We start from the raw sequence: 23,169 nt of genomic DNA on the forward strand, positions 1-23,169 counted from the left end.
GGCCCTTCTGGGGTGATTTCGGGCGTGCTGAACACAGGTGGCGGCGCCACCAGGGGTGATAGCGGTCAGGTGGTCCGGCGGTTCCAGCGCTGGATGAGCAGGACGACGGCGATGATCGCGCCCTTGGCGATCTCCTGGATGGGCTGCTGGAGGTTGGCGAGGATGAACAGGTCCTGGATCGTGGTGAAGACCAGGACCCCGAGGATCGACCCGGCGATCGAGCCGGATCCGCCGGTGAGCAGGGTCCCTCCGATGACGACCGCGGCGATCGCGTCCAGCTCGTACAGCGTGCCGTGGGTGCTGGACCCGGTGTTCGCCTGGGACGTCAGCATGATGGCCGCGATACCGCAGCACAGGCCGGAGATGACGTACAGCAGCAGCGTGTGCCGCCGCACGTCGATGCCGGCGAGGCGGGCCGCCTCACGGTTGCCGCCCACGGCGAAGGTACGGCGTCCGAAGGTCGTCCGGTTGAGCACGAGCCAGCCCGCGACGACCACGGCCAGGAACAGGTAGACGAGCAGCGGCACGCCGAGAACGCGGTTGTAGGCGAGCTTCAGGAACGTGGCGTCCGTGACGATCTGGGAGTGCCGATCGGAGATCTGCTCGGCGAGGCCCCGCGCGGCGACCATCGACGCCAGCGTCACGATGAACGGCACCAGCCCGCCGTAGGCGATCAGCAGCCCGTTGACCAGGCCGCAGGCGAGGCCGACCACGATCGCGGCGAACGCCATCCCGGCCCAGCCGTACGACTGCGTGGCGACCGTGGTGGCCCAGATCGACGACAGTGCCATGATCGCGCCGACCGACAGATCGATGCCGCCCCCGATGATCACGAAGGTCATGCCGACCGTCACCACGCCGATCTCCGAGGCGAGCGTCAGGATCGTGACCATATTGCTCGTGGTCGGGAAGGTGTCCGGTTTCATGACCGTGCCGAGCACGAACAGCACCGCCAGCGCCACGACCAGCGGGACGTGCCGCAGGTCCCGCGCCCGAAGACTCACCGGGGCCGCCGAGGCCTTGACGATCGTTCTCACAGGACACTCCCTTCCATGATCATGTCGAGGACGCGGTGCTCGTCCAGCTCGGCCGCGTCATGCTCGGCGATGACACGGCCGTCGCGGACGACGAGCACCCGATCCGCGAGGCCGAGCACCTCGGGGATCTCGCTGGACACCAGCAGGACGGCAACGCCCTCTTCGGCCAGGCCCCTGATCTGGCCGTAGATCTCGCTCCGTGCCCCGACGTCCACTCCGCGGGTCGGTTCGTCCAGCAGCAGCACCCGGCATCCGCGCAGCAGCCAGCGGCCGAGAATGGCCTTCTGCTGGTTTCCGCCCGACAGCGTCCGGATGGGGCGGTGCGGATCGGGCGGCCGCAGGTCCAGGGCACTGATCTGCTCGGCGGCCTCGGCGTGCTCGCGGCGGCGGTCGTGCCAGCCGTACCGCGAATAGCGCCCCAGGCTGGCGAGCGAGATGTTGCGGGCGACGCTCTCCAGCATCAGCAGGCCCTGGCTCTTGCGCTCCTCGGGCGCCAGGCCCATCCCGGCGGCGACCGCCGCACGGGTCCCGCCACGGGCCGGCCGGACGTCGTCGACCAGGACCCGGCCGGCCGTACGCCGCCGGGCGCCGTAGATCGTCTCGAGGATCTCCGAGCGGCCGGAGCCGACCAGCCCGGCCAGTCCGACGATCTCCCCCGCCCGCACCTCGAACGAGATCGGCTCGAAGTGCCCGGCCAGAGCGAGGCCGTCCACCCGCAGAACCGCCTTCCCCGGCGTGCCTCGTCGCGGCGGGAACACATGGTCGACCGAACGGCCGGTCATCAGCGGGACGATCTTCGTGGTGGCGGTGTCGGCGGGCAGTCCCCTGGCCACGGTACGGCCGTCCTTGAGCACCGTGATGCGGTCGCCGATCTGCCGGATCTCGTCGAGACGATGGGTAATGAAGACCACGCTCACCCCTGACGCGGTGAGCTCACCGATGATCCGGAACAGGTTCGCCACCTCGTCGTGGGCCAGGGCGGCCGACGGCTCGTCCATGACGATCAGCCGCGCGTCGTACGACAGTGCCCGCGCGATGCTCACGACCTGCTTGGCCGCCGGGGACAGGCGTCCCACAAGCGTGGGCGGCGAGATCTCGGCGTGGCCCAGCCGGGCCAGCAGCTGCTCCGTACGGTGCCGGGCCTCCCGCCGTCCGGGTTCGTGGCCGAGGAAGATGTTCTCGGCGACGCTCAGCCCGTCCACCAGGTCGAGCTCCTGGTAGATGGTGGCGATCCCATGGCGCGTGGCCGCGGTCGGGTTGGGGAAGCGCACCGGCTCCCCGGCAAGGACGATCTCTCCCTCGTCAGGCCGGTGCGCGCCTGACAGCACCTTGATGAGAGTGGACTTGCCGGCGCCGTTCTGACCGAGCAGGCAGTGCACCTCGCCGGGGAGCACCTCGAGGTCGACGCCGTCGAGCGCCCGGACCCCCGGGAACGTCTTCACGATGCCGCGCATGGTGAGCAGCGGGGACGATGTCCGCACCAGAGCCTCCGGGTCAGTGGGAGAAGACATGTGAGCTGATCAACTTGGCCGCCCCCACGACGCCGCAGGTGTCCCCGAGCTCGGCGAGCGTGATCGGCAGATTCCCGGTGGCCAGCGGCAGCGACCGGCGATAGACCACGCTGCGGATCTCGGCGAGCAGCACGTGGCCCAGGCCGGCCAGGCCACCCGCGATCACCACGAGACCGGGGTTGAAGAAGCTGACCAGGCCCGCGAGGACCTGGCCGACCCGGCGCCCGCCGTCGCGGATGATCGCGATCGCCACGGCGTCACCCGCCGCGGCGGCCGTGCCGACGTCCTCGGCGGTCAGCCGGCCGGCCTGGGCCAAGCGCTCGGCGAGGTGGCCGGACGCTCCCGAGCGGGCCGCCTCCTCGGCCTGGCGGGCGAGCGCCGCGCCGCCGAAGTAGGCCTCGAGGCAGCCGGTGTTGCCGCACGAGCAGGCCGGGCCGTCGTCGTTCACCCGGATGTGGCCGATGTCGCCCGCGCAGCCGGAGACTCCGCGGTAGATCTCGCCATCGACGACGATGCCGCACCCGATGCCCGTTCCGATCTTGACGAGCAGGAAGTCGTCGACCGTCTTGGCCACCCCGGCGTGCATCTCTCCGAGCGCCATGATGTTGACGTCGTTGTCGATGAGCGCCGGGCAGCCGAGTTGCTGGGCGAGCACGTCCCGAACCGGATACCGGTCCCAGCCCGGCATTATCGGCGGGGCGACCGGGAAACCGTCGCGAAAGCTGACCGGGCCCGGCACTCCCACCCCGACCCCGTGCAGTTCGGTCGCGATCCCCCGCGAGCGCAGCTTGCCCAGCGCTTCCAGCGCCACCGACAGCACCGCGTCGGGCCCATCCCGCACGTCGCACGGCTCCGCCGCGTGCGCCAGGATCTCCAGATCGCCCCCGGTGACCGCGACGTCCACGGACGTCGCGCCGATGTCGATGGCCGCGAACCGCAGACGCTGCGACAGGCGCACCACCGCGGCCCGGCGCCCCCCGCGCGAGGCCGCCAGACCCGCTTCCTCGATCAGTCCGAGCTCGGTCAGCCGCCCTACCTCCACCGCGAGCTTGGATCGCGACAGTTCCACGACGTCACCCAGCTCGGCCCGGCTCCGTGGGCCGTCCTGTAGCAGATGCAGGAGACGCGCCTGATGAGCGTTCTCCGGTCTCAGCGCCACGCGCTTCACTCCGCCCTCCCTGAGGAAACCGACTTCTGCCCGGAAATTACATACTTCTCCGCCCGAGCGAAAGACTTCTGCTGCGAATTCTCTAATCTTTTTCCACGGAGAGGACAAACTGTTTTAGGGCATGCGAAAGCGAGCTCTGGCAATCAGTCGAGTGCCGTTAAATCCACCACCGCATTGCTCGTTCGAGAACATCGAGAACAATGACGGTGCACTAAAACTGATCAGCTATCTGACCAGCCAAAACAAGCAAAAGATCTTCAGTGGTTTATTCGATGGCCGCCTTTCGTGCGGTAGGCCGACCCGCTTCCTTCACCGGAACCAGGCGGCCGCGCCGTACGGCGGCCTGGCCGACTACCGCGTCGTGATGGACGTGCACGGCCCGGCCGACAGCCCTAACTGCACTGGCCACTTGTCTCGGCCTCACCGTTGCCCGCCTCTCGGGAAATTTCCGACACTGTGAAGACCCCGCTCGCGGCGGCGGATAACAGGAACTGGGCGACCTCGGCCGAGCTTTCGCCGCGAGCCGCGCATCGCATCCGGTCGCACCCCGGTGGCCTGCGGACACCGCCCGCTCGGCAGCGCTCGCCGGCGCCGTACGCCCCGGATCTGACGCTCGATCACCGTCCAGGACCGTCGACGACCTGCGGCATCGCATCGCGGACGACAGGGCGAGGTCGGCGGCCCCGATCCGCGGACAACGGTCGCTTCCGGCCGCGCGTCCGCAGATAGCCACAAATGGCCCCGGATTTCGTGTAATCGGCGGCGCGAAGCGAGGTCTTCCAGGAAGAGGTCGAACGGATCGGCCCGTGAGGAGGACGGATGCCCGCGGACGTCAGCGAGGAGTTGGTCGCGGCGGCGCAGGCCGGCGACCGGGAAGCCCGGGAACGGCTGGCCTCCGCTTGCCTGCCGCTCGTCTACAACATCATCGGCCGGGCCCTCGGCGGCCACGCCGACGTCGATGACCTGGTGCAGGAGACGCTGCTGCGGGTCATGAACGGCCTCGGGGGCCTGCGGGATCCGTCACGGTTCCGGTCCTGGCTGGTGACCGTCGCCATGAACGAGGTACGGCGGCGCTGGTCGGCGAACCAGAAGCGGCCCGTCGTCGACCTCGAGGCCGGGTACGACGTGCCCGATCCCGCCGCCGACTTCGTCGAGCTGACCATCCTGCGGCTGGGCCTGTCCGGGCAGCGCCGGGAGATCGCGGAGGCGACGCGATGGCTGGACCCGGACGACCGCGAACTGCTCGCGCTGTGGTGGCTGGAGGCGGCGGGACAACTCAGCCGATCGGAGTTGGCCGCGGCGCTGGGATCCGAGGCGAGGCACGTCGCCGTACGGGTCCAGCGGATGAAGGAACGACTGGACTCCGGGCGCACCATCGTCCGGGCGCTGGGCGCGGAGCCACGGTGCGCGGGACTGTCCGAGCTGATCGCCGGGTGGGACGGCCACCCCACGTCCGTCTGGCGTAAGCGGATCGCGCGGCACATCAGAGACTGCCGGACCTGTTCAGAACACCGGAAGGGTCTCGTACCCGCTGAAGTGCTGCTCTCGGGCCTGGCCTTGGTGCCACCACCCCTGCACACCGGCTCCGCGCTTCCCCATTTCGGGTCCGCGTCGCTCCACGCCCACGCCGGCTCGGCGTCACTCCAGGCAGGCTCCGGGTCCCGCCACACCGGCACGCACACCGCCGCCGGGAGGCATCGACGGATGCGGCGCCTCGGATCCGGTCGGGCACCGACGGCGATCGCCGGAACGGCTGCGGCGGCGATCGCCGCGTTCCTCATCTGGTCGATCCCTCACTCACTGGATCTCGAAACGGCGGCGAAGCCGGACGCGGCCAGGCCGGCCACCATGAGCAGGCCGACCGTCACGGCAATACCGACCACCATGACCAGGACGTCCGCTCCGGCACGCCGGCATCGCGCGCCGTCGACGGTCCAAGGCTCGGTCACACGCACTCACCGGCCGGCCGGCCACACCCGCCGCCCGGTCACGCCTCCCGCGAGCGCCTCACCGGGCGGCATCGAGCAGCAGGTCGTCAGCCTCGTGAACACGCAGCGGGCCAAGAACGGCTGCGGTCCGCTGCACGTCGACGGCAGACTCCACTCCGCGGCGCAGAAACACTCTGACGACATGGCCACCCGCCACTTCTTCGACCACACCAATCCCGACGGCAAGGGCCCAGGCGACCGCATCACGGCAGCGGGCTATCGATGGAGCGGATGGGCGGAGAACATCGCCGCCGGCCAGCAGACGCCGGCGGACGTGATGAACAGCTGGATGAACAGTCCCGGCCACCGGGCCAACATCCTCAACTGCGGATACAGGGACATCGGCGTCGGCGTCGCGTACGGCAGCGGCGGCCCCTGGTGGACGCAGGACTTCGCGACACCGCAGTGATGCGGCCTGACGGCCCTCGGAGCCACGGGCTTCCGCCCGGGGCTCCGAGGACGGATGACGGGTCAGTACCGGGTCTGGACGGCGACCCGGCCGAAGGCCTGGTTCGCGTACAAGCTGATGTAGTTGTAGCCGGAGGGTGGGTCGGTGATGGTCAGGGTCTCGTCGTTGCCGGGCGTGGCGGACCGCCGGCTGTACGCCGACGTGGTGGCCCAGCCGGTGGGGTTGTAGTACAGGTCGGCGTCGCCGGTGCCGCCCGATGAGGTGATGGTCAGCGTGTGCGTGCCGGCCGGGATGTCGATGTAGAGGTAGGCGTAGTCGCCGGCTTTCGCCGACAGGTCGCCGCGCCGGCAGTCCTTGCCCAGTTCGCGGGTGTCACCGGAGGTGCATTCGGTGTCCTGTCCGCCACCGGCGCAGGCACCCGCCGCGCACGCCGCCAGCCAGGTCCACCAGTCTCCGTCGTATCGGTTGCCGATCGTGCCGGTCACGAATCCGCGGGCGGTGTTCCAGTCACCGGTGCGGAAGTAGCCGAGCAGGGTGGTCAGGTCGGACGGGTGCCGCTCGAACATGTACCGCACGGCCAGATTGCCCCACGGGTAGATGCGTGTCGTGTCGTCGGTGTAGGTGGTGTTCCACAGGGTGCTGAGCGCGTAGGTGCGCTTGCCCGCCTCGGTCACGGCCTGATCGTCGGTGACCTCGCGGTAGGAGTACGACACGTACTCCGCCAGGCCCTCGATCCACCAGATGGTCGGAGTGGAGGTGCCGGCGGCGAAGTCGCCGTACATGTCGAACCGTCCGTCGAGGTAGTGGGTGTACTCATGGTTGAGGTTCCAGATCTCGAAGGCGGGCCGCTTCCATTCGGCCTCGTAGGCGACGAATCGCGCCTGGTTCGCCGCGTTGGACGGATCTCCCTCGAGGTACATGCCGCCGTTGTTCGTGTCGATGCCGAAGATCACACCGGCGTAGGTCTGGTAGTCGGTGCTGGAGTCGAAGACGCAGACCTCGATGGTGTTGTTGTGGTCCCCCTGGACCGGCCGGTTCCCGTCGCCCACCAGATTGTGGAAGTACGCGTCCTGGCCGGTCAGGCTGCGGCAACTGTCGGCCAGCTCGGCCGAGGTCATCTGCTGGGCGCGGAACCTGATGCTCGGACTGCACGTGTAGTCGACGGTCAGCACGGCGGCGGCGAGACGCTTCTGCAGATCGCAGGTTCCGTAGTAGGAGCACTGCGCCTTGTCGTAGGCGTCGGTCATCTCGGCGACGCCCACCCACAGCGGTGCGGTCGTGCCGGTCATCGAGCTGCGCGCGAGCAGGTCCTCGGCCATCGGGCGGATCTTCGCCTGCAGGGTCGAGTCCTGCAGGAACCGGGCGAGTTCCCGGCCGGCGTTGGAGGTCAGGTAGCGGCGGTCGGTGCCGAGCAGGTTCAGGTGGTCGATCGCGAAGGAGTGGAGCGTGTCGAGGACGCTGGGATCGGCCTCGACGGCGGCGACGAACGCCGGCATCTGGTGGCCGCGGAAGAGGATGGTGTAGACGTTGTTGACCGCGTCGACCATCCACCAGTGCGCGTCGTACGAACCGTCGTAGCCGGTCAGCATCCGCTTGACGACGGAAAGGTAGCGGTCGTTCTCCTGGGCGCTGTCGATCAGCGTGACCGACTCGGCGAGGATCTCACCGTTCTCGTCGCTGACCGTCGAGGAACGGGAGTTGCCGAAGAAGGAGTCGAGGCCGGCCTCGATCGCGGTCTTGAGCTGCGGACCGTAGGAACCCACCGTCGACGCGTTGTTCCACTGCACGTAATAACCGGCGCGCAGGTAGAGCACGATCTGAGCGGTGCTGGTGCTGTCATCGCCGGGATAATTCACAGCGTTGTCGCGCAGCGCGTACGCGACGCTGACCATCTGCGCTTCACGGAACGCGTTATAGGCGTCATTCCCCGTGAGACCGAACAGCGTGTTGACGCAATCGGTGGTGGACGCCTTGATCTGCCGTACGAGATCACTTCCGGTGCGGGTGGTGAAGTCGTGTGGGTCGCACGTCACGGCGCGTTTCGCCGATTTCCGGGCCATGGAGGGCCGTGGCCGGGACGGCACGGGCCGGGGGTCGTCGTAGTCGCGCCGCAGTTCGTCCTTTGACGCGCGCGACGGCGGACGGTCCTCGACGGCGAGGGGACGCCTCTGGACGTGCGCCGATCCGTCGTCGGCGGAGGAGCCCGCGACGGCCCGGGTCTTCGGGGGTCTCGGCGCCGAGGTCGCGGACGGGACCGCGATCGGCTGGAGCGCCAGCGCCAGTCCCGTCAGAACCGCGAGCAGCGTCGGCAGGCCTCTCCGTGGTCTGCGGGGGAAGGGTGTGATTCTCACGTACAACCTCCTGCGGGGGATCCAAGGCCACACCGGGCGCGTGACCGGACGTGAGGTCGGGGTTTCGGTGAGTGGGCGAACGCGATCGAGTCCGTTCGCGTACCGCGCGCGGTCGGCAACGGACGGTTCCCGGGCGTTTTCTTTCCGGGGATAGGGCGGGATTTAAGGCGGAGTCTGACAGTGAAATAGCACTGACAGTCATTCAGCGTCGCCATAAAATTCGGCTATGGGGCTCGATATTCGGCATCTCCGCGTCCTCTGCGTGATAGCGGAGACGGGCAGCGTGACGCGCGCCGCGGCCCGGATGGGGCTTACTCAGCCCGCCATGAGCAACCAGTTGCACCAGATCGAGGACCTCGTGGGCGGCGCGCTGTTCGTCCGCAGCCGTACCGGAGTGCGGCCGACCGCCCTCGGGCGGCGGGTCATCGACCGGGCGCGGATCGTGCTGTCAGAGGTCGACGCGCTCTTCGGCGACCTTCGGGTGCCCAGCGATCCCGCCGGCGCCGTGCGACTGGGCTGTGTGCACCTGGCCTGTGTCGCGAGTGTCATCGAGCGGGTGAGCGAAGCGCTGCCCGGACGCGAGATCTCGTTGTCCATCGAACCCTCGGCGGTCATGCTGGCCGAGTCCCTCGCGCACGGCCGGCTCGACGTGGCGCTGTTGGGGATGATCGAGGGTTTCGACGTACCGCTGAGCCCGCCGATCGCCAGCCGCACGCTTGTCCCGAGATATCCGATATTCATCGCGCTGTCGGCCGGTCACGCCCTGGCCGGCCAGGAGCAGGTCCGGCTCGAGGATCTGGCCGGAGAGTCCTGGATCAGCCCGCCGGGAGCCGACGACGGCTCCCTGGCCGCGCTGCGTACCGCCTGCCGGAGGGCCGGGTTCGAACCGCGGGTGCGCCACGAGGCTCCCAGCGGCGCGGCGCGGTCACTGATCGCCGGTGGCCATGGAGTACGGCTCGTCGACCCCACCTGGCCCGCGCAGTCCGGCACGGTCGTACGTCCCCTCGCCGGCGAGCCACAGGTCGGCCGGCTGGTCGTCGCCTGGCGCCAGGACCGATTCACCGGCGATGAAGGCCGGACGCTGTACGGCAGGTTCGCCGCCGCGTATCTGGATCACGTGACCGACAACCCGATCTTCCACCGCTGGTGGAACGACCACCCGGAGGTCCATCCCGCTATGTGACTGATTTATCGGTAATCCCCGACCTCTAGCGAGGTCTCCCATGTGTCGAGCCGGTGTCGTTTCCCCCGAAACCAGGATGGCCAATGCGATCCCTCAGACCCCTCATCGTCACCGTCCTCCTTGCCGCACTCCCCCCGATCTCCGTTCTCGAGTCGGCGGCTCCGGCGGCGTCCGCCCCGAGCACCCCGCAAACCGTTCCCGCGCTGCGCACGTGGACGGCCGGCAGCGGTGGCTTCAGCTTCGGCGCGCAAAGCCGCGTCGTCGTCGACCCGGCGTACGCCGCGCAGCTCACCGGCGACGTCAAGACCTTCGCCGCCGATCTGTCCGCGCTCGAAGGCCGCACCGTCGGCGTCGTTCAAGGCAGCCCCGCCGCCGGGGACATCGCCCTGACCCTGGGCGGGACGGGGCTACCGGCGGAGGGCTACACCATGACCGTCGGATCGAGCATCACGATCCAGGGCGGCACCTCGACCGGCGAGTTCTGGGGCACCCGCACGGTCCTGCAGCTCCTGCATCAAAACCCGACGATCCCGGCCGGAACGGCGCAGGACTCGCCGGTCAAGGCCGAGCGCGGGCTGATGATCGACACCGGACGCAGGTTCTTACCCGTCGACTGGGTCGAGAACCAGATCCGCGACATGTCCTACCTGAAGATGAACTACCTCCACCTGCACCTGTCGGACACCTTCGGATTCCGGCTGGAGAGCAGTAACCACCCCGAGATCACCTCACCGCAGCACTATTCCAAGCAGGACATCGCGGACATCATCGCGCTGGGAAACGCCTACCACGTCACGGTCGTCCCGGAGATCGACATGCCCGGGCACATGGACGCGATCCTCAAGGGCGAGCTGTCCATCGGAAAGGACTACCGGCTCAAGGACAGCTCCGGCAAGGCCAGCGACTCCTTCGTCGACCTGTCCATCCCGGCGGCCCGTACCCTGATCAGCGACCTGATCAAGGAGTACCTGCCGCTGTTCACCTCGAGCAGGTACTGGCATCTGGGCGCTGATGAGTACGTCACCGACTACAGCGCCTACCCGCAGCTGCTCAGCTACGCACGCGCCAACTACGGACCGAACGCCACGGCCAAGGACACCTACTACGGCTTCATCAACTGGACCAACGACATCGTCCGCGCCGCCGGCACGACCACACGGATGTGGAACGACGGCATCAAGACCGGAGACGGCACCATCAAGCCGGCCTCCAACATCATCGTCGAATACTGGACCAACAGCGGCCTCACACCGCAGCAGCTCATCGACGCCGGGCACCCGGTCGCCAACGAGTCCTGGACGCCGACCTACTACGTCTACGGCGGCGCGAAGCCCGACACGACGTGGATGTACGAATCCTGGAATCCCGACCTGTTCGAACGCAGCAACACTGTCAACGACGCGTCGAAGAACCTCGGCTCCCTGATCCACGTCTGGTGCGACAACCCCGCCGCCGAGACACTGGACCAGACCGCCGCGGGCATCAAGTACCCGTTGCGCGACCTGGCACAGATGACGTGGGGCTCCCCCAAACCGGTCTCGACCTACGCCGCGTTCATACCGATCATGGACGCGATCGGCCGCAACCCGCTGTGGCCGGGCACGCGCATCCCCGGCGACCTCGCCCAGGGCAAGCCCACCACCGCCTCCAGCACCGAGACACCCGACTTCCCAGCGGCCTACGCCACCGACGGCGACCTGGGCACGCGATGGTCCAGCCAGTACGCGGACCCCACGTGGATCCAGGTGGACCTGGGCTCGACCCAGACCATCAACCGCGTCGTCCTGGCCTGGGAGACCGCCTACGGCAAGGCGTACCAGATCCAGATGTCACCGGACGCCAAGACCTGGACCACGATCTACTCCACCACGACGGGCACCGGAGGCACCCAGACCCTCACCGGGTTCACCGGAACGGGCCGCTACCTCCGCGTCTACGGCACACAGCGCGGCACCGGCTGGGGCTACTCGCTCTGGGAACGGGACTGTCCGGGGATCCCTCAGGAAACCCGTGAGCCTTCCACGGCACCGCACCGAGGCTGGGGGCCTTGTCAAGCAGGGGCGAACACAAGGAATCTCGCGAAGGCGCGTAAGCGCCAGGTTCCCGCCCACTCCTCTCTGACAAGAGAGGAGAACGATGAGATCGATTCATATGATTCTGCTGGGGTTCGCGGCGGTCTTGGCGCTGGCCGCGGGCGTGGCCGTTGCCGTGAACCAGGGTGGAAGCGCGCAACCGACCGCGGCGGTGGCCAGGGGGAAGGATCCGGGCAGGCAACCGAGCGCTGCGGTGGCCGCGCCGGTGAGCACGGGGACGTTCGCCTGCGACCATAAGGACGCGCCGAACAAGGGCTGGACGCTGGCCATCTACGTGCACCAGCCCGGCAAGGACGCCTACCGCACGTCCGCAGCGATGATCCGCCAGGCGATGTGGGAGACCGACCAGACCTACGACGCCAGCGCACGGCGGTTCGGGATATCAAGGCGGATCCGGTACGTGCAGGACGCTTCCTGCAGACCGCTGGTCGCCGATCTCGCCTTCGCCAAGGGCCGGAACCAGGCGGAGATGGGCGGCGAGTTCGGCAAGCAGATCGCCCGCCAGCCCGCCCTCGTGCAGAAGCTGTGGAAGGCGAACCGGGTCAAGGCGCTGTACATGGTCGGCGACAACGAGATCACCAGCAATTGCGTCGGCGGCGGCGCGAACTCCGGGATCAGCAGCGGCTTCGTGATCCTGCCGCGGTGGTGCTGGGGCGAAGCGGGGCTCACTCACGAGTTCGGCCATACCTTCGGCCTGTCGCACTGCAACGACGAGGGCACCAATGCGGGGAACGGCAACGATCCCATGTGCCGGGGCTGGGGCAAGCGGCCGGAGTGCACCACCGACGCCGCCTCCAACTACTTCCTCGACTCCTGCCGTACCGACGACTTCCGCTACTACGAGCCCAAACCGCTGACGGGAAAGCCGCCACTGCCCAAGATCTGGAACGTCGCCTTCAGCCCGTATCTGATCACCAATCAGCCGAGCAAGCCGGTGAGCTTCCGGATGCGCGTCGACAAGACGTCGGAGTGCCTGGACGGTGGTAAGGCCGCGGTCGTCCTGCGGTCCTGCCGGGCGGTGCCACAGCAGACCTGGCAGCGGCGGATCGACCGGCAGGGGTACACGACGCTACGGAACCTCAAGACCGGGCGCTGCCTGCAGATGGCCACCACCCCGAAAGCCACGACCGCTCCCGTCGTGACCGCGCGGTGCGTGGCGCACAAGCGGTCACAGCAGTGGGTGCCTGATAACGGGACCAATTTCTGGAACCGCACCGGCGGACTCTACGGCGCGCATCTCTCAGCGCAGGGCGGGGCGACGCGCAATGGGACTCCCATCGTGCGCGGCGACGGCACCACGTTCGTGATCGACGTTATCGCCGCCAAGAAGGGGACCCAGGCGTAGCCCGGGCAAGCTCGCGATCTCAATCCGGATACCGACCTCCGTCCATCCGACAGGTCACTATCCGGGCAAAACCTAATAATTCTGGATTAGTTGGCAGAATGACCGGATGATCGAGGACGCGGAGCTGACCCGGCGCGTCCGGGACGGCGACGACCGCGCGGCCGAGGAACTGTACCGGCGCCACCACGGCGCCGTGCTCTCCTTCGCCGTGCGGTTGTCGCGCGACCAGCAGACGGCCGAGGATCTGGCCAGTGAGGCGTTCGCCCGCACCCTCAAGACGGTCCGCTCGGGCACAGGCGGACCGTCCGGTACATGGCGTCCATACCTCTATGCCGTCGTCCGGAATACGGCTTCGAACTGGGCGCGCAGTGAACAACGGCACGTCCTCACCCCGGAGTTCGCCGACGTGCCCGCCGAGCCTGAGGCCGACCCGGAGAACGGCACCAGGGAACTGGCCGTCCAGGCGTACGAGTCGCTGCCCGAACGCTGGAAGACCGTCCTGTGGCACACCGTCATCGAGGAGGAGTCTCCCGACCAGGTGGCCGGCGTCCTCGGCACCACCCGCAACAACGTCAACGTCCTGGCCTTCCGCGCCCGTGAGGGACTCCGCCGCGCCTACCTGAAGGCGCATCTGACCACCGTCACCTCGCCCGAGTGCCACGGCTTCGCCGACCGCATCGCCACCGCCGTCCGCAAACCCGGCAACCGCCTCCCGCACGCTCTGCGGCAGCACCTCGACTCCTGCCCCCGCTGCTCCCGCGCCCACGCCGACCTCCTCGACCTCAACACGACCCTCCGCGCCGCCATCCCCTTCGCCCTCCTGGTGCCCCTCGCCAAGCAGGGTGCCGCCCTCGGCGTCCACAGCGCGTCGGGTGCCACCGTCACGGCCGCGAGCGCGAAGACCGCGGGCACCACCGCCAAGGGACTGAGCGTCAAGGGCATCGGAGCCAAGGGCATCGGCGGAGTCGCGGCCGGCGGCCTCACCGTGGCGGTGGCCGTGGGCCTCGCGGTGTGGCACGGACCGATGCGCGAGGCGACCCGCCCGCCTTCGGCATCATCGCCCTCGGCCCCGCGGCCACGGGCGACCGTGCCGCTCGCCCCGCCACCGGCAGAGGCATCGAAGGCGCTGACACCAGGACCGGTCGCCGGCACCCGGATCAAGGCGGCTTTCATCGGGGCCTGCGTCGGCGTCAAGGGAAACGCGGTCGTGGCGCTGCCGTGCGACGATCGACGAACGGCCTGGAAACGCGACGGTGGCGACCACTTCCGGCTGGTGAACAGAGTTAGCGGGCGGTGCCTGTCCGCAGGCGAGCACTACAACCTCGAGAGATTCAACGGCACCGGAGTCTGGGCGGTCCGGACCGCCCCGTGCGCCACGGCCGGAACCTGGTCCTCCACGACCTTCTCCGACAAGATCACCCGTCTGGTCAACGACGAGACGAAGGGGTCCATGGGCGTCGGCAATGTTGACCCGAAGACCCACGATCCAACCACGTTTGTTCTTTATATGGCCTACACCAACGACGGAGAACAGCGCTTCACGCTCGGCTGAGCAGCGCCCGCTCGCCCGTCCGTTCACCGCGGCCCGCGCGGCCCGTGCGGCCGTTCCCGTGCCCTGGACGGCCGTGTGTCCGTGCCGCGGTCGCGGCACGGACACACGCTAAGCCCGGTGGCTTGCGCTCATGGGGTGTAGAGCTGCTGCGTCGGGACGATCTGCTGTGGGGTGTTCGGGCTCGACCACAGCAGCTTCATGTAGGCCTCGCCGGTCTGCTCGGTGTGCTCGACCCTGATGGAGTACTTCCGGCCGGCCTGCAGGGTGATGCTGCCCTTGTCGACCTGAGGCCCGTGCGGAGTCGTGTCGCTGACGATGAGCTTGCCGTCGATCCAGACCTGGACGGTGTCGTCGGAGACGGTGGTGACCTGGTAGGTCTCGCTGTGCCGCGGTTGGATCCAGCCGGTCCACCGAGTGCCGAAATGGTCGCTGGGGATGCTCGGAGCCGGGGAACCGAGGAACCGCCAGGTGTAATTGATCGACGGGTCGGTGCGCGTGATCTTGGGGGTGCCGGACAGCTGGTCGTTGTCGAAGATCTCGGCCTTCAGCCCGGTCCCGCTGCCCGGCGCCGCCGGGCTCTGGGGAGCGATCGATAGTTTGATCACGGTGGCGGACGGGTTGGTGGCGTTCCCGGACGGGGTGATGTCGTATCCGTCACCGGCCTTGGTCACGGTGACCTGCTGGCCGCTGCCGAGCACCGCCGCGCCGGTGACGGTGAACGGGACCGTGGCGGTCAGATGCAGCGGTTTGCCGGCGCCGGGCCACTGGGAGACCGAGGCGTACAGGTCGTTGCCGGACCGGCTGACCGTCCCCCAGCCGGGTTCGGTGACCACTCCGGGGTAGCCCGCCCGGTAGATGGCGGCGCCCTGCCCGGCCGTTCCGGACCAGTCCCCGATCGCCTTGAGCCGCTGGGCGGCTTCGGCGGGCACCCGGCCGAGGCTGTCCGGGCCGATGTTGAGCAGGTAGTTGCCGCTGCGGCTGGAGGTCGTGAGCAGGTTGTGGACGAGCGTCGGCCCGGACTTCCAGTTGTCGTCGTAGCGTGCGTAACCCCAGTGGTCGTTGATGGTCATGCAGCTCTCCCAGAGCTGCCCGTCGACGGGCGCCGCGGGGATCTCCTGCTCGGGCGTGCCGTAGTCGCCGTCGGTGACCCGCCGCTTGCCGACCCGGTTGTTGATGACCAGATTGCGGTCCAGGCCACGCAGGTACGACTCCAGGTCCTCCCCGTCCCTCGGACTCCAGTTGTTGGTGGGGTTGTCGGTGTTCCAGTCGCCGTCGAACCACAGCAGCGCCGGATGGTAGTTGTCGACCAGCTCCTTGAGCTGGGCGTACATCCGCTGCTTGTACTTGGGGAAGTCACTGGCGAAGTCCGGGTCGTGCCAGTCCCAGATGGAGTAGTACAGGCCCAGCTTGATCCCCGCCGCGTCGGCGGCCTTCTTCAGTTCGGCGAGGATGTCCCGATTCTTGTCGAAGGAAGAGTGGTCGCGCAGGTTCCAGGTGTTCTGCTTGGTCGGCCACATCGCGTACCCGTCGTGGTGCTTGGACGTGATGACGATGTAGCGCATTCCAGCGCTCTTGGCCGCCGCGACGACGGCCTTGGCGTCGAAGTCCTTCGGGTTGAACGTCGCGGCCTTCTGCTCGTACTCGGCCATCGGGATGTTGCAGTTGCGCTTGATCCACTCGGCGTCCCGGCAGACGGTGCCATCGGGCCGGGTGTACTCGCCCTCCCAGTTGGAGTAGTCGCCGAAGTGAATGAACATCCCGAATCTGGCGTCCCGCCACCACGCCGTACGGGCGGAGGTGAACGGATCGTCGAACGCGTAGTTCGTGCCGGGGCCGGAGGCCGCCGCTGCGGCGGACGCCGTCCCTGGTGTGACGGCCAGGCATGTGGCTGCCAGCAGGACGCCGGACAGGGCGAGACTCCTGAGGTGCGTCATGGACATGAACCGCTCCTGTTCTGTGAGGGGGTGGGCATGGCCGTACGGCCGCATGATCGGCCGGAGTGAAGCCGGTCGTGCGGTGGCGACGGCCCCTGAACAGCGGTCAGGCGGGGATGGCCAGGCTGGTGGTGAAGGGTCGGTCGTAGATCTCGAGGCTGCGGATGGAGGCCCACGCGCCGGAGGGAAGGCCGGTGACGGTGACGCGGGTGCCCGCGGCGACGTCGTGGACGCGGGTCACGCGCGCGTCGCCGACCGGCGGGGTGTACCGCCGCCACGTAGTCCTTGACGAAGTCACGCCGCAGCGGCGCCTGGCCCGCGTTGAAGGCGTTGGGCCGGCCGGCGGGCCACAGCGCGAAACCGTCGTGGTGCCGGGTGGTCAGCACGGTGTACCTGGCCCCGAAGTCCTTCGCGAGCTGCGCCCAGGCGGCCCGGTCGTACTGATCGGCGGTGAACTGTTCGCTCGTGGCATCCGTGACGAACCTGCTGTAGTTCGCCGGCGTGATGGCCGCGTTGTGCATGTACCACTCGCCCTTGGCGGGGCCGGAGTAGACACCCCAGTGGATGAACATGCCGAGCTTGGCGTCCTGCAGCCAAGCGATCTTGTCATCCGGCTGCTGCTCCAGGCCTTGATCGACCTGGGGAATGCGCAGCGGAAGAATGGGCAGTGGCGCGGTGGGGGCGGCCTTGGCCGCGAGCGGCGCACCCGGCCTGACGACTGCGGCGACCGTGATGGCCGCCATGCCGGTCAGCACGCTGCGGCGATTGATGGATTCGTGCATTCTCGCCTCCACGTCATTCGCCGGAATCGAGCTCGTTCTTCGACCACTGCTCGAGCCCGAATACGTGCACCGCTGCTGCGGCGGCCATCTGGCCGTCGCGTACGGCCAGCGCGTCGACAATGGCGGTTCACCCCATCGGGGATCTCAACGCTGCGAGCACGTTACGTCCGCATTGCGAGAAGCGTCAATACATTCATCCGATGTATTTGTCGGCACACATCGGCGCACCATTAGCACGAATTGCGGGCATGCTTCATCGGGCCGCCTCGATCTGCGCATCAATCAGGGAAAGCGGATGCGAGACGGCCTCAAGGCGACCCGATCTTTAATTAGTTCTCGCGCAAGAGATCCGATCTTCGTGTGGATTTCGCGTCCCCAGCCGCGGGCCGCTCGTCTGCCCGCGGCCGGGGACGGACGTCAGCTCGGTAGCCTCCATTGCTGGTTGGCTCCGCCGTTGCAGTCCCAGACGTCGAGCTGTGTGCCGTTGACGGTCTTCCACTCCGGGTCGTCCAGGCAGCGTCCGGACAGAACGTTCTTCAAGGTCCCGTCCGGCTGCGGTGACCACTGCTGGTGGGCTCCGCCGTTGCAGTCCCACAGCTGGACCAGGGTCCCGTTGGCCACCCCTTCACCCGCGACGTCCAGGCACTTGCCGTTGTGGGTGAGCGTGCCGCCCGCCCACGCCCAGACCTGGGCGTCGGTGCGGTTGCAGTCCCACAGTTGCGCGTGGGTGCCGTTGTCGCCGGCGTTCCGGTCATCGTCGAGGCACTTGCCGGCGATTCCCGAGGTGACCGGGCCGGAGACCGATGGCGTGGCCGTGCCCGGGCTGACGGCGAAGTCGTCGAACTGGACGGTCTTGTAGTCGGTCACGCCCAGGCCCGCCTGACCGCTGCCGAACGACGCGTCGGTCGCCTCGCCGACCTTCGTGCCGTCGATGCTCGCCGAGAGTTTCGAGCCCTGCATCGTGAGCGAGATCCGGTGCCAGGTGCCGGCGCCCAGCGGCTTGGCCGTCTTCCCGCTCGCACCAGGGAGCGTCGTCCAGTTCCAGTTGGTGTCGCTCTTCTGGATGGACCACGCACCGCTGTCGCCGACGAGCAGGTGGTAGGCGTTCAGCCCGTTGTTGTTCCTGCCCTGCTGGCCGACCCGGCCGAGGACGTCGACGGTGCTGGACGGCTCCAGGAGCGCGTCGACGGTGACCGTGTAGTTGCTCCAGGTCTGGTCGCCCATGATGGTGTACGGGTTGGGCGACTTCTCATCGGTCCAGTGGATCGGCCGGGTCGGTGCCATCTGGCGCAGGCACTTTCCGGTACGGCCGCCGCCGCAGGGCACGGTCTGGAAGGCGCCGTTCATGTCGGCGAAGTACTTCGGCGACGTGGTGCCGGCCGGGGTGTCGAAGTTGTCGGCGTAGGGCAGGGCCAAGGACTTGGAAGGCGGGGGCGTCGCGGTGCCCTTGCCTCCACCTGCGGTGGTCGTGACCGTGTAGACGTGACCTGGGTGGAGCGTCAGGGTGTACTTGCCACCGGACGGTGTCACGTCTTGGGTGTGGGCGAACCAGTCGGCGGAGTTGTCCGACGTCAGGTTCGTCGACCAGACGTGAACCTGACCGGCGGGCAGGCCGCCGGTGACCGTGAACGTGGCGGTCTGGTCGGCCGTCGCGTCCACCGTCTCGATGACGGTGGTGTAGTCGGAGTTGTTCGCCGGCTTCAGGGTCACGTAGCTGCCGTTGGCGCGGTCGCCGCCGAGGTATCCCTTCGCGGAATCGACGTAGCGCCAGCCCGGGTGGGTGAACTGGGTGGTGTGCGCGGTGACCCAGGTCGTCTTGCCGATGCGGTAGTGACCGGACCAGGGCTGGTTCGCCAGCGACAGCCCGTCGGTCTGGAAGTACAGGTTCGGGTACAGCGCCGCGATGACCGGCCAGTTGATGTAGGACGTCATCTGTCCGTCGATGTAGTCGCGGTTGATCGCGCGCGCGACCGCCGGGGCGCCCCTGCCGCTGTCGAGCCCCGGGGAGCCGTCGAGATCCTCGGAGCCGTTCTCACTGGCCCACAGCGGTTTGCCCAGGCTCCGCGCGGTGGGGGTGCTGGAGCAGGAGGTGAACGCGGAGTTGTAGCCGCACGGGTAGTGGACACCGACGATGTCGACGGCGTTCTTGAAAGCCGGGTCGCTCGTCATCGCGTCGGCGACGTTCCAGCCACTGTCGGCGGCGACGACCTTGATCGAGCCGTAGCCCTTGGCGACGAGCGTGGACTTGAGGTTCTTGTACCAGCCGGCGTTCCAGTCCCGTTCGTTCCAGCCGCCGAGGTAGTCGATGCCCAGGTTGTGCTTCTTGGCGCAGCCCAGCCAGGACATCAGGTAATCGATCATGTCCTGGGACCAGAAGTTGCCGCCGCCGATCCACCCGGGAGCGCCCCAGGCCAGACCGTACAGCTTGATGTCGGGGTTGTGGGCCTTGGCCTGCTCGGCCAGCCACCACTCATAGCCCTGGTCGCAGTCGACGGCGCCCCGGGTGTGTTCGTGGCTGGCCTCGGCGCCGTCGGTCGAGTTGGTGTCGCCGCCGATCTCGATCTTGAGGGTCTGCAGTGCGGCACCGTAGCCGGGTTTGAACAGGTAGTCCAGCAGCCGGCTGCGCTGCGGCTCGGGATAGTCGGCCAGGAGCCGGGAGTTTCCGCCGCCGCCGCTGATCGCGCCGACACCGTCGAACGCCGGTCCCGGTGCTCTGCCGTCGACGGTGATCGACGTCGTGGCCGCGGCGTGCGCGGGAGAGGGCGCGGCCGCACCGACCAATACGCCCGCCAGCAGAGTCAGCACTGTCAGGAGGGGGGTTCTCCACCGTGATGCCCAGGTCATGTCGTCTCCTTGGGGCTCTCGGGATCTCGCATCGCTCATCCGAGCGTTCTGGTCCGGCCGTCAGCGGGGTCGTGATCCGCCTCCGGAGCTCCCGCTGACGGCCGGCGTTCGGGGGTCATTCGCGGGACCAGCGCTGGTTCAGCCCGGCGTTGCAGGACCAGACCAGCACCGCGGACAGGTTCGTGGTCTTGTGGTCTCCGACGTCGAGGCAGTTGCCGTTCGAGGCGAGCGTGCCGTTGCGATTCCAGGTCCAGTTCTGACCGGCGGAGCCGTTGCAGTCGTTGATGACCGCATGGCCGCCGTCGCTGTCGAGGCACTTGGTCAGGCCGGCCAGGCGCAGCGTGACGGGACCTGTGGGCGTGATCGTCCAGGTCTGGTTCAGCCCGCCGTCGCAGTCGTAGATGACGAGCCGGGTGCCGTTGGCGGTGGCGGAGCCGGGGTCGTCGAGGCATCGCCCGCTCTCAGCCCCGGTGAGTTCGGTGCCCCCGGCACGGATGTTCTGCCGCGGCGTGACACGCCACATCACCGCACCATGTCCCGGTATCGCGCCGGAGGAGAAGGTGCCGCCGCTGGTCGAGGTGTTCTTGGACCACAGGTCCTTTACCGCGTAGGTGCCTCCGGCGGGGAAGCCGGCGGTGGTCGAGGAGACGCTCGCCGAGGCCGATCCGGTTCCCTTGTTGAAGAAGACGAGCGCCCGGTCGCCGTTCGCCAACGGTTTGCTGATCACGTCGACGTCGCCTTGGGTGGAGACGACCCGGCCCTGGCTCGCGAGCGGGTCCTCGTCCACCGCGAGGACGTCGGTGTTCTTCAGCGTGGCGACCTCACCGTCGGTCTGCGGGAGGCTGTCGCGCAGGTCGCCGCCGACGTACATGGGTGCGGCGGTGGCCGCCCAGACGCTCATCTGCGAGCGCCACTCGACGGGGGTGGTCTTGGCGCTCTTTCCCTCGGTGATGATGAGACGGTCGGGGTCGTTGAACCGCCCTGGTGCGGCATAGCCGGCGAGGTTGCGGGTGATGTCGTACTCCTGCAGCCAGGAGGAGAAGTCCGCGGCGACGTCCCCGCCGACCCGCCAGGTGTTGCCCAGGTCGCCGACCCAGCTCATCTCGGCGTTGAAGGCGGAGCTTCCGGCTCCGGCGTACGCCGGCGCGGAGATGCTGATCGCCATCCTCCGCCCCGAGTTCAGCATCGCGGTGTAGGCGCCCTGATAGTCGCCTCGCACCTGAGCGGGATCGGAATAGCCGGCGCAGTAGTCGATCTTGACGTAGTCGATGCCGTACGAGGCGAGCAGCTTCATGTCCTGCTGCCAGTGCCCGCGGCTGCCGGGATAGCCCTGGCAGGTGGACGTGCCGGCGTCGAGGTAGGACGCGAGCTTCATCCCCTTGCTGTGCACGTAGTCGGCGAGCCACTTCATGCCACGCGGGTACTTGACGGGGTCGGTGACGAGGTTGCCGCCCGCGTCACGCGTCTTGGTGGTCCAGCAGTCGTCGATGCCGATGTACTTCCAGCCGGCGTCCTTGAGCCCGAGCGCGACGGCCTGGTCGACCTGGCTCATCGTGTCGGCTTGCGTCTGATTGCAGTAGTCGAGATAGCCGACCGTGAGCGGTGGGGTGGGCAGAACACCGGTCAGGGGATCGTCAGGGATGCCGGCGGCGGCCGGTCGGCCGATACCGATGACGGCTCCTGCGGCAGCGGTGAGCACTGCGGTAGCCAGGGTGAGAGATCTCCGCATCGAAGACTCCTTGCGTTTGGCCAGGGGCGGGGAACGGGATGCGGCGTCAGGGTGTGACAGCCACGCAGAGGTGGCTCCTTGGCGGGGAGCGGGGTGCGGGGACGGACGACCGTGACGACGGGCCTGAGGAGGCCCGGGTCGCGGCACACGACCCCGGCACCAGCGGAGAAGTCCGGCGAGGTGATCAGCAGCGATCTCATGGCTTCACCCAGCAGCTTCCTCAGGCGATGTGAGAGCGACTGTAATCAGATGGCATCGATAACACTAGGCCCAAGGTTTCACTGTATATTCCGCTGGTTATCGATAACAAGCAGCCGTCAATCGGTACGGCGACGCGGCGTGTGTGCCTGCGCCCCCGCGCAGGCACACACGCCGCGTCCGAGCGGGACAGCCCCCGGCCGCCTAGCGCTCCGAGCCGAAGTCCTGCGTCCAGTACGTCCCGTACGGCGTGCCCGAGCCGAACGCGACGCCGATGCCGATCGCGTGGAAGCCGCAGTTGAGAATGTTGGCCCGGTGTCCCGGGCTGTTCATCCAGGAGTTCATCACCGCCGCCGGAGTCTGCTGACCGGCGGCGATGTTCTCGCCCCAGGCCCCCGATGCGTATCCAACGGCGGCGAGCCGCTCGCCAGGGCCCTTGCCGTCCGGGTTGGTGTGGTCGAAGAAGTGACGGGCGACCATGTCGGCGGAGTGCCCCTGCGCCGCTCTCGCCAACCTGGCGTTGATCGTCAACGCGCCGCACCCGTGCTTGGCGCGCTCGGAGTTGGTGATGCTGAGGACCTGGGCGGCGTACTGGGCGGCCTTGCCGGTCGGCCCTCCGGCCACCGGTGGGGGCGCGGGCACGCGCCGAGTCTCGGTCGGAGTGGGCTTGTGGGTCTTCTTGTGCGATGGGCGCGGAGCCGGCTTGTGGGTCGTCCGGTGGGATTTTCGCTTCGTCGGCTTCGGGTTGTCGGGGGCGGGAACGGACTCCGGCGAGGTCGTCGCACCGGAGTCCGCCGGCCGGGCTTCGGCCGGGTTGCGGGAGCCTCCCGAGCCACCGGTCGCCGCGTACGCGACGCCGACCACGGCGCCGAGCCCGACCGTACTCGCGACCCCGATGGTCGCCCATCGGCGCATAGGAAAGCGGCGCCGCCGACGACGCACGGTCGTCGAACGCGCCGGGTCCGGCTTATCCCAGAAAGTCTCTGACTTGTCGTTCACCTGGGTTCGCCCTTCATGGGTCTGCTGTGTCTGGTCCGACACAAGG

The 23,169-nt window shown here is 68.3% G+C and carries 14 protein-coding genes; 5 read left to right on the forward strand and 9 right to left on the reverse strand.

The annotated features are described in order from the left end of the window. Positions 1–65: 65 nt before the first annotated feature. Genes ABEA24_RS47250 through ABEA24_RS47260 form a run of 3 tightly spaced genes read right to left on the reverse strand, consistent with a single transcriptional unit; the run spans position 66 to position 3,716 of the window. Entirely contained in the window at positions 66–1,037 is a 972-nt protein-coding gene (locus ABEA24_RS47250) for an ABC transporter permease (protein WP_345441769.1), read from the reverse strand. After that, positions 1,034–2,518, reverse strand: a complete 1,485-nt coding sequence (locus ABEA24_RS47255) for a sugar ABC transporter ATP-binding protein (RefSeq protein WP_345441772.1) — start codon at positions 2,516–2,518, stop codon at positions 1,034–1,036. The genes ABEA24_RS47250 and ABEA24_RS47255 overlap by 4 nt, the downstream gene beginning before the upstream one ends. Positions 2,519–2,531: 13 nt before the next feature. Further along, entirely contained in the window at positions 2,532–3,716 is a 1,185-nt protein-coding gene (locus ABEA24_RS47260; protein WP_345441775.1) for an ROK family transcriptional regulator, read from the reverse strand. 819 nt (positions 3,717–4,535) lie between these two features. Here ABEA24_RS47260 and ABEA24_RS47265 point away from each other — a divergent pair. Beyond that, on the forward strand, positions 4,536–6,113 hold the full coding sequence (locus ABEA24_RS47265; protein ID WP_345441778.1) for a sigma-70 family RNA polymerase sigma factor: 1,578 nt from the start codon (positions 4,536–4,538) through the stop codon (positions 6,111–6,113). 62 nt (positions 6,114–6,175) lie between these two features. Here the strand turns inward: ABEA24_RS47265 and ABEA24_RS47270 are convergent, their stop codons facing one another. Beyond that, entirely contained in the window at positions 6,176–8,464 is a 2,289-nt protein-coding gene (locus tag ABEA24_RS47270; protein WP_345441780.1) for a M9 family metallopeptidase, read from the reverse strand. A gap of 226 nt (positions 8,465–8,690) precedes the next feature. Between ABEA24_RS47270 and ABEA24_RS47275 the strand changes: the two genes are divergently transcribed. The 4 genes from ABEA24_RS47275 (at position 8,691) to ABEA24_RS47290 (ending at position 14,637) form a co-directional block, all read left to right on the forward strand. Continuing rightward, positions 8,691–9,647 carry a LysR family transcriptional regulator gene (locus ABEA24_RS47275; protein ID WP_345441782.1) on the forward strand — a complete coding sequence of 319 codons (957 nt, stop codon included), beginning with the start codon at positions 8,691–8,693 and terminating at the stop codon, positions 9,645–9,647. 83 nt (positions 9,648–9,730) lie between these two features. Further along, positions 9,731–11,977 (forward strand): family 20 glycosylhydrolase, encoded by a 2,247-nt coding sequence (locus ABEA24_RS47280; protein WP_345441785.1) that lies wholly within the window; start codon positions 9,731–9,733, stop codon positions 11,975–11,977. Beyond that, positions 11,946–13,085, forward strand: a complete 1,140-nt coding sequence (locus tag ABEA24_RS47285; protein ID WP_345441788.1) for an RICIN domain-containing protein — start codon at positions 11,946–11,948, stop codon at positions 13,083–13,085. The genes ABEA24_RS47280 and ABEA24_RS47285 overlap by 32 nt, the downstream gene beginning before the upstream one ends. Before the next feature lie 106 nt (positions 13,086–13,191). Continuing rightward, the gene (locus ABEA24_RS47290) at positions 13,192–14,637 is read left to right on the forward strand and encodes a sigma-70 family RNA polymerase sigma factor (RefSeq protein WP_345441791.1); all 1,446 of its coding nucleotides are present in this window, start codon (positions 13,192–13,194) and stop codon (positions 14,635–14,637) included. A gap of 128 nt (positions 14,638–14,765) precedes the next feature. On the opposite strand, the gene ABEA24_RS47295 is transcribed toward ABEA24_RS47290, so the two are convergent. The 5 genes from ABEA24_RS47295 to ABEA24_RS47315 all read right to left on the reverse strand — a co-directional run bounded on the left by ABEA24_RS47295 (position 14,766) and on the right by ABEA24_RS47315 (position 23,039). Beyond that, positions 14,766–16,577, reverse strand: a complete 1,812-nt coding sequence (locus ABEA24_RS47295) for an alpha-L-fucosidase (protein ID WP_345441794.1) — start codon at positions 16,575–16,577, stop codon at positions 14,766–14,768. Further along, positions 16,568–17,353: an alpha-L-fucosidase gene (locus ABEA24_RS47300; protein ID WP_345441797.1), complete on the reverse strand. Its 786-nt coding sequence runs from the start codon at positions 17,351–17,353 to the stop codon at positions 16,568–16,570. Before ABEA24_RS47300 ends, ABEA24_RS47295 begins: the two co-directional genes overlap by 10 nt. 417 nt (positions 17,354–17,770) lie before the next feature. After that, complete coding sequence (locus ABEA24_RS47305) at positions 17,771–20,197, reverse strand: ricin-type beta-trefoil lectin domain protein (RefSeq protein WP_345441800.1); 2,427 nt, start codon at positions 20,195–20,197, stop codon at positions 17,771–17,773. A 115-nt stretch (positions 20,198–20,312) separates the two neighbouring features. Further along, on the reverse strand, positions 20,313–21,926 hold the full coding sequence (locus ABEA24_RS47310) for a glycoside hydrolase family 27 protein (RefSeq protein WP_345441803.1): 1,614 nt from the start codon (positions 21,924–21,926) through the stop codon (positions 20,313–20,315). 402 nt (positions 21,927–22,328) lie between these two features. After that, a complete protein-coding gene (locus ABEA24_RS47315; protein WP_345441806.1) occupies positions 22,329–23,039 on the reverse strand; it encodes a CAP domain-containing protein in 711 nt (236 codons plus the stop codon). Positions 23,040–23,169: the final 130 nt, after the last annotated feature.

Source organism: Actinoallomurus vinaceus (genome assembly GCF_039542055.1).
In the GTDB taxonomy this organism is placed as follows: Bacteria; Actinomycetota; Actinomycetes; order Streptosporangiales; family Streptosporangiaceae; genus Actinoallomurus; species Actinoallomurus vinaceus.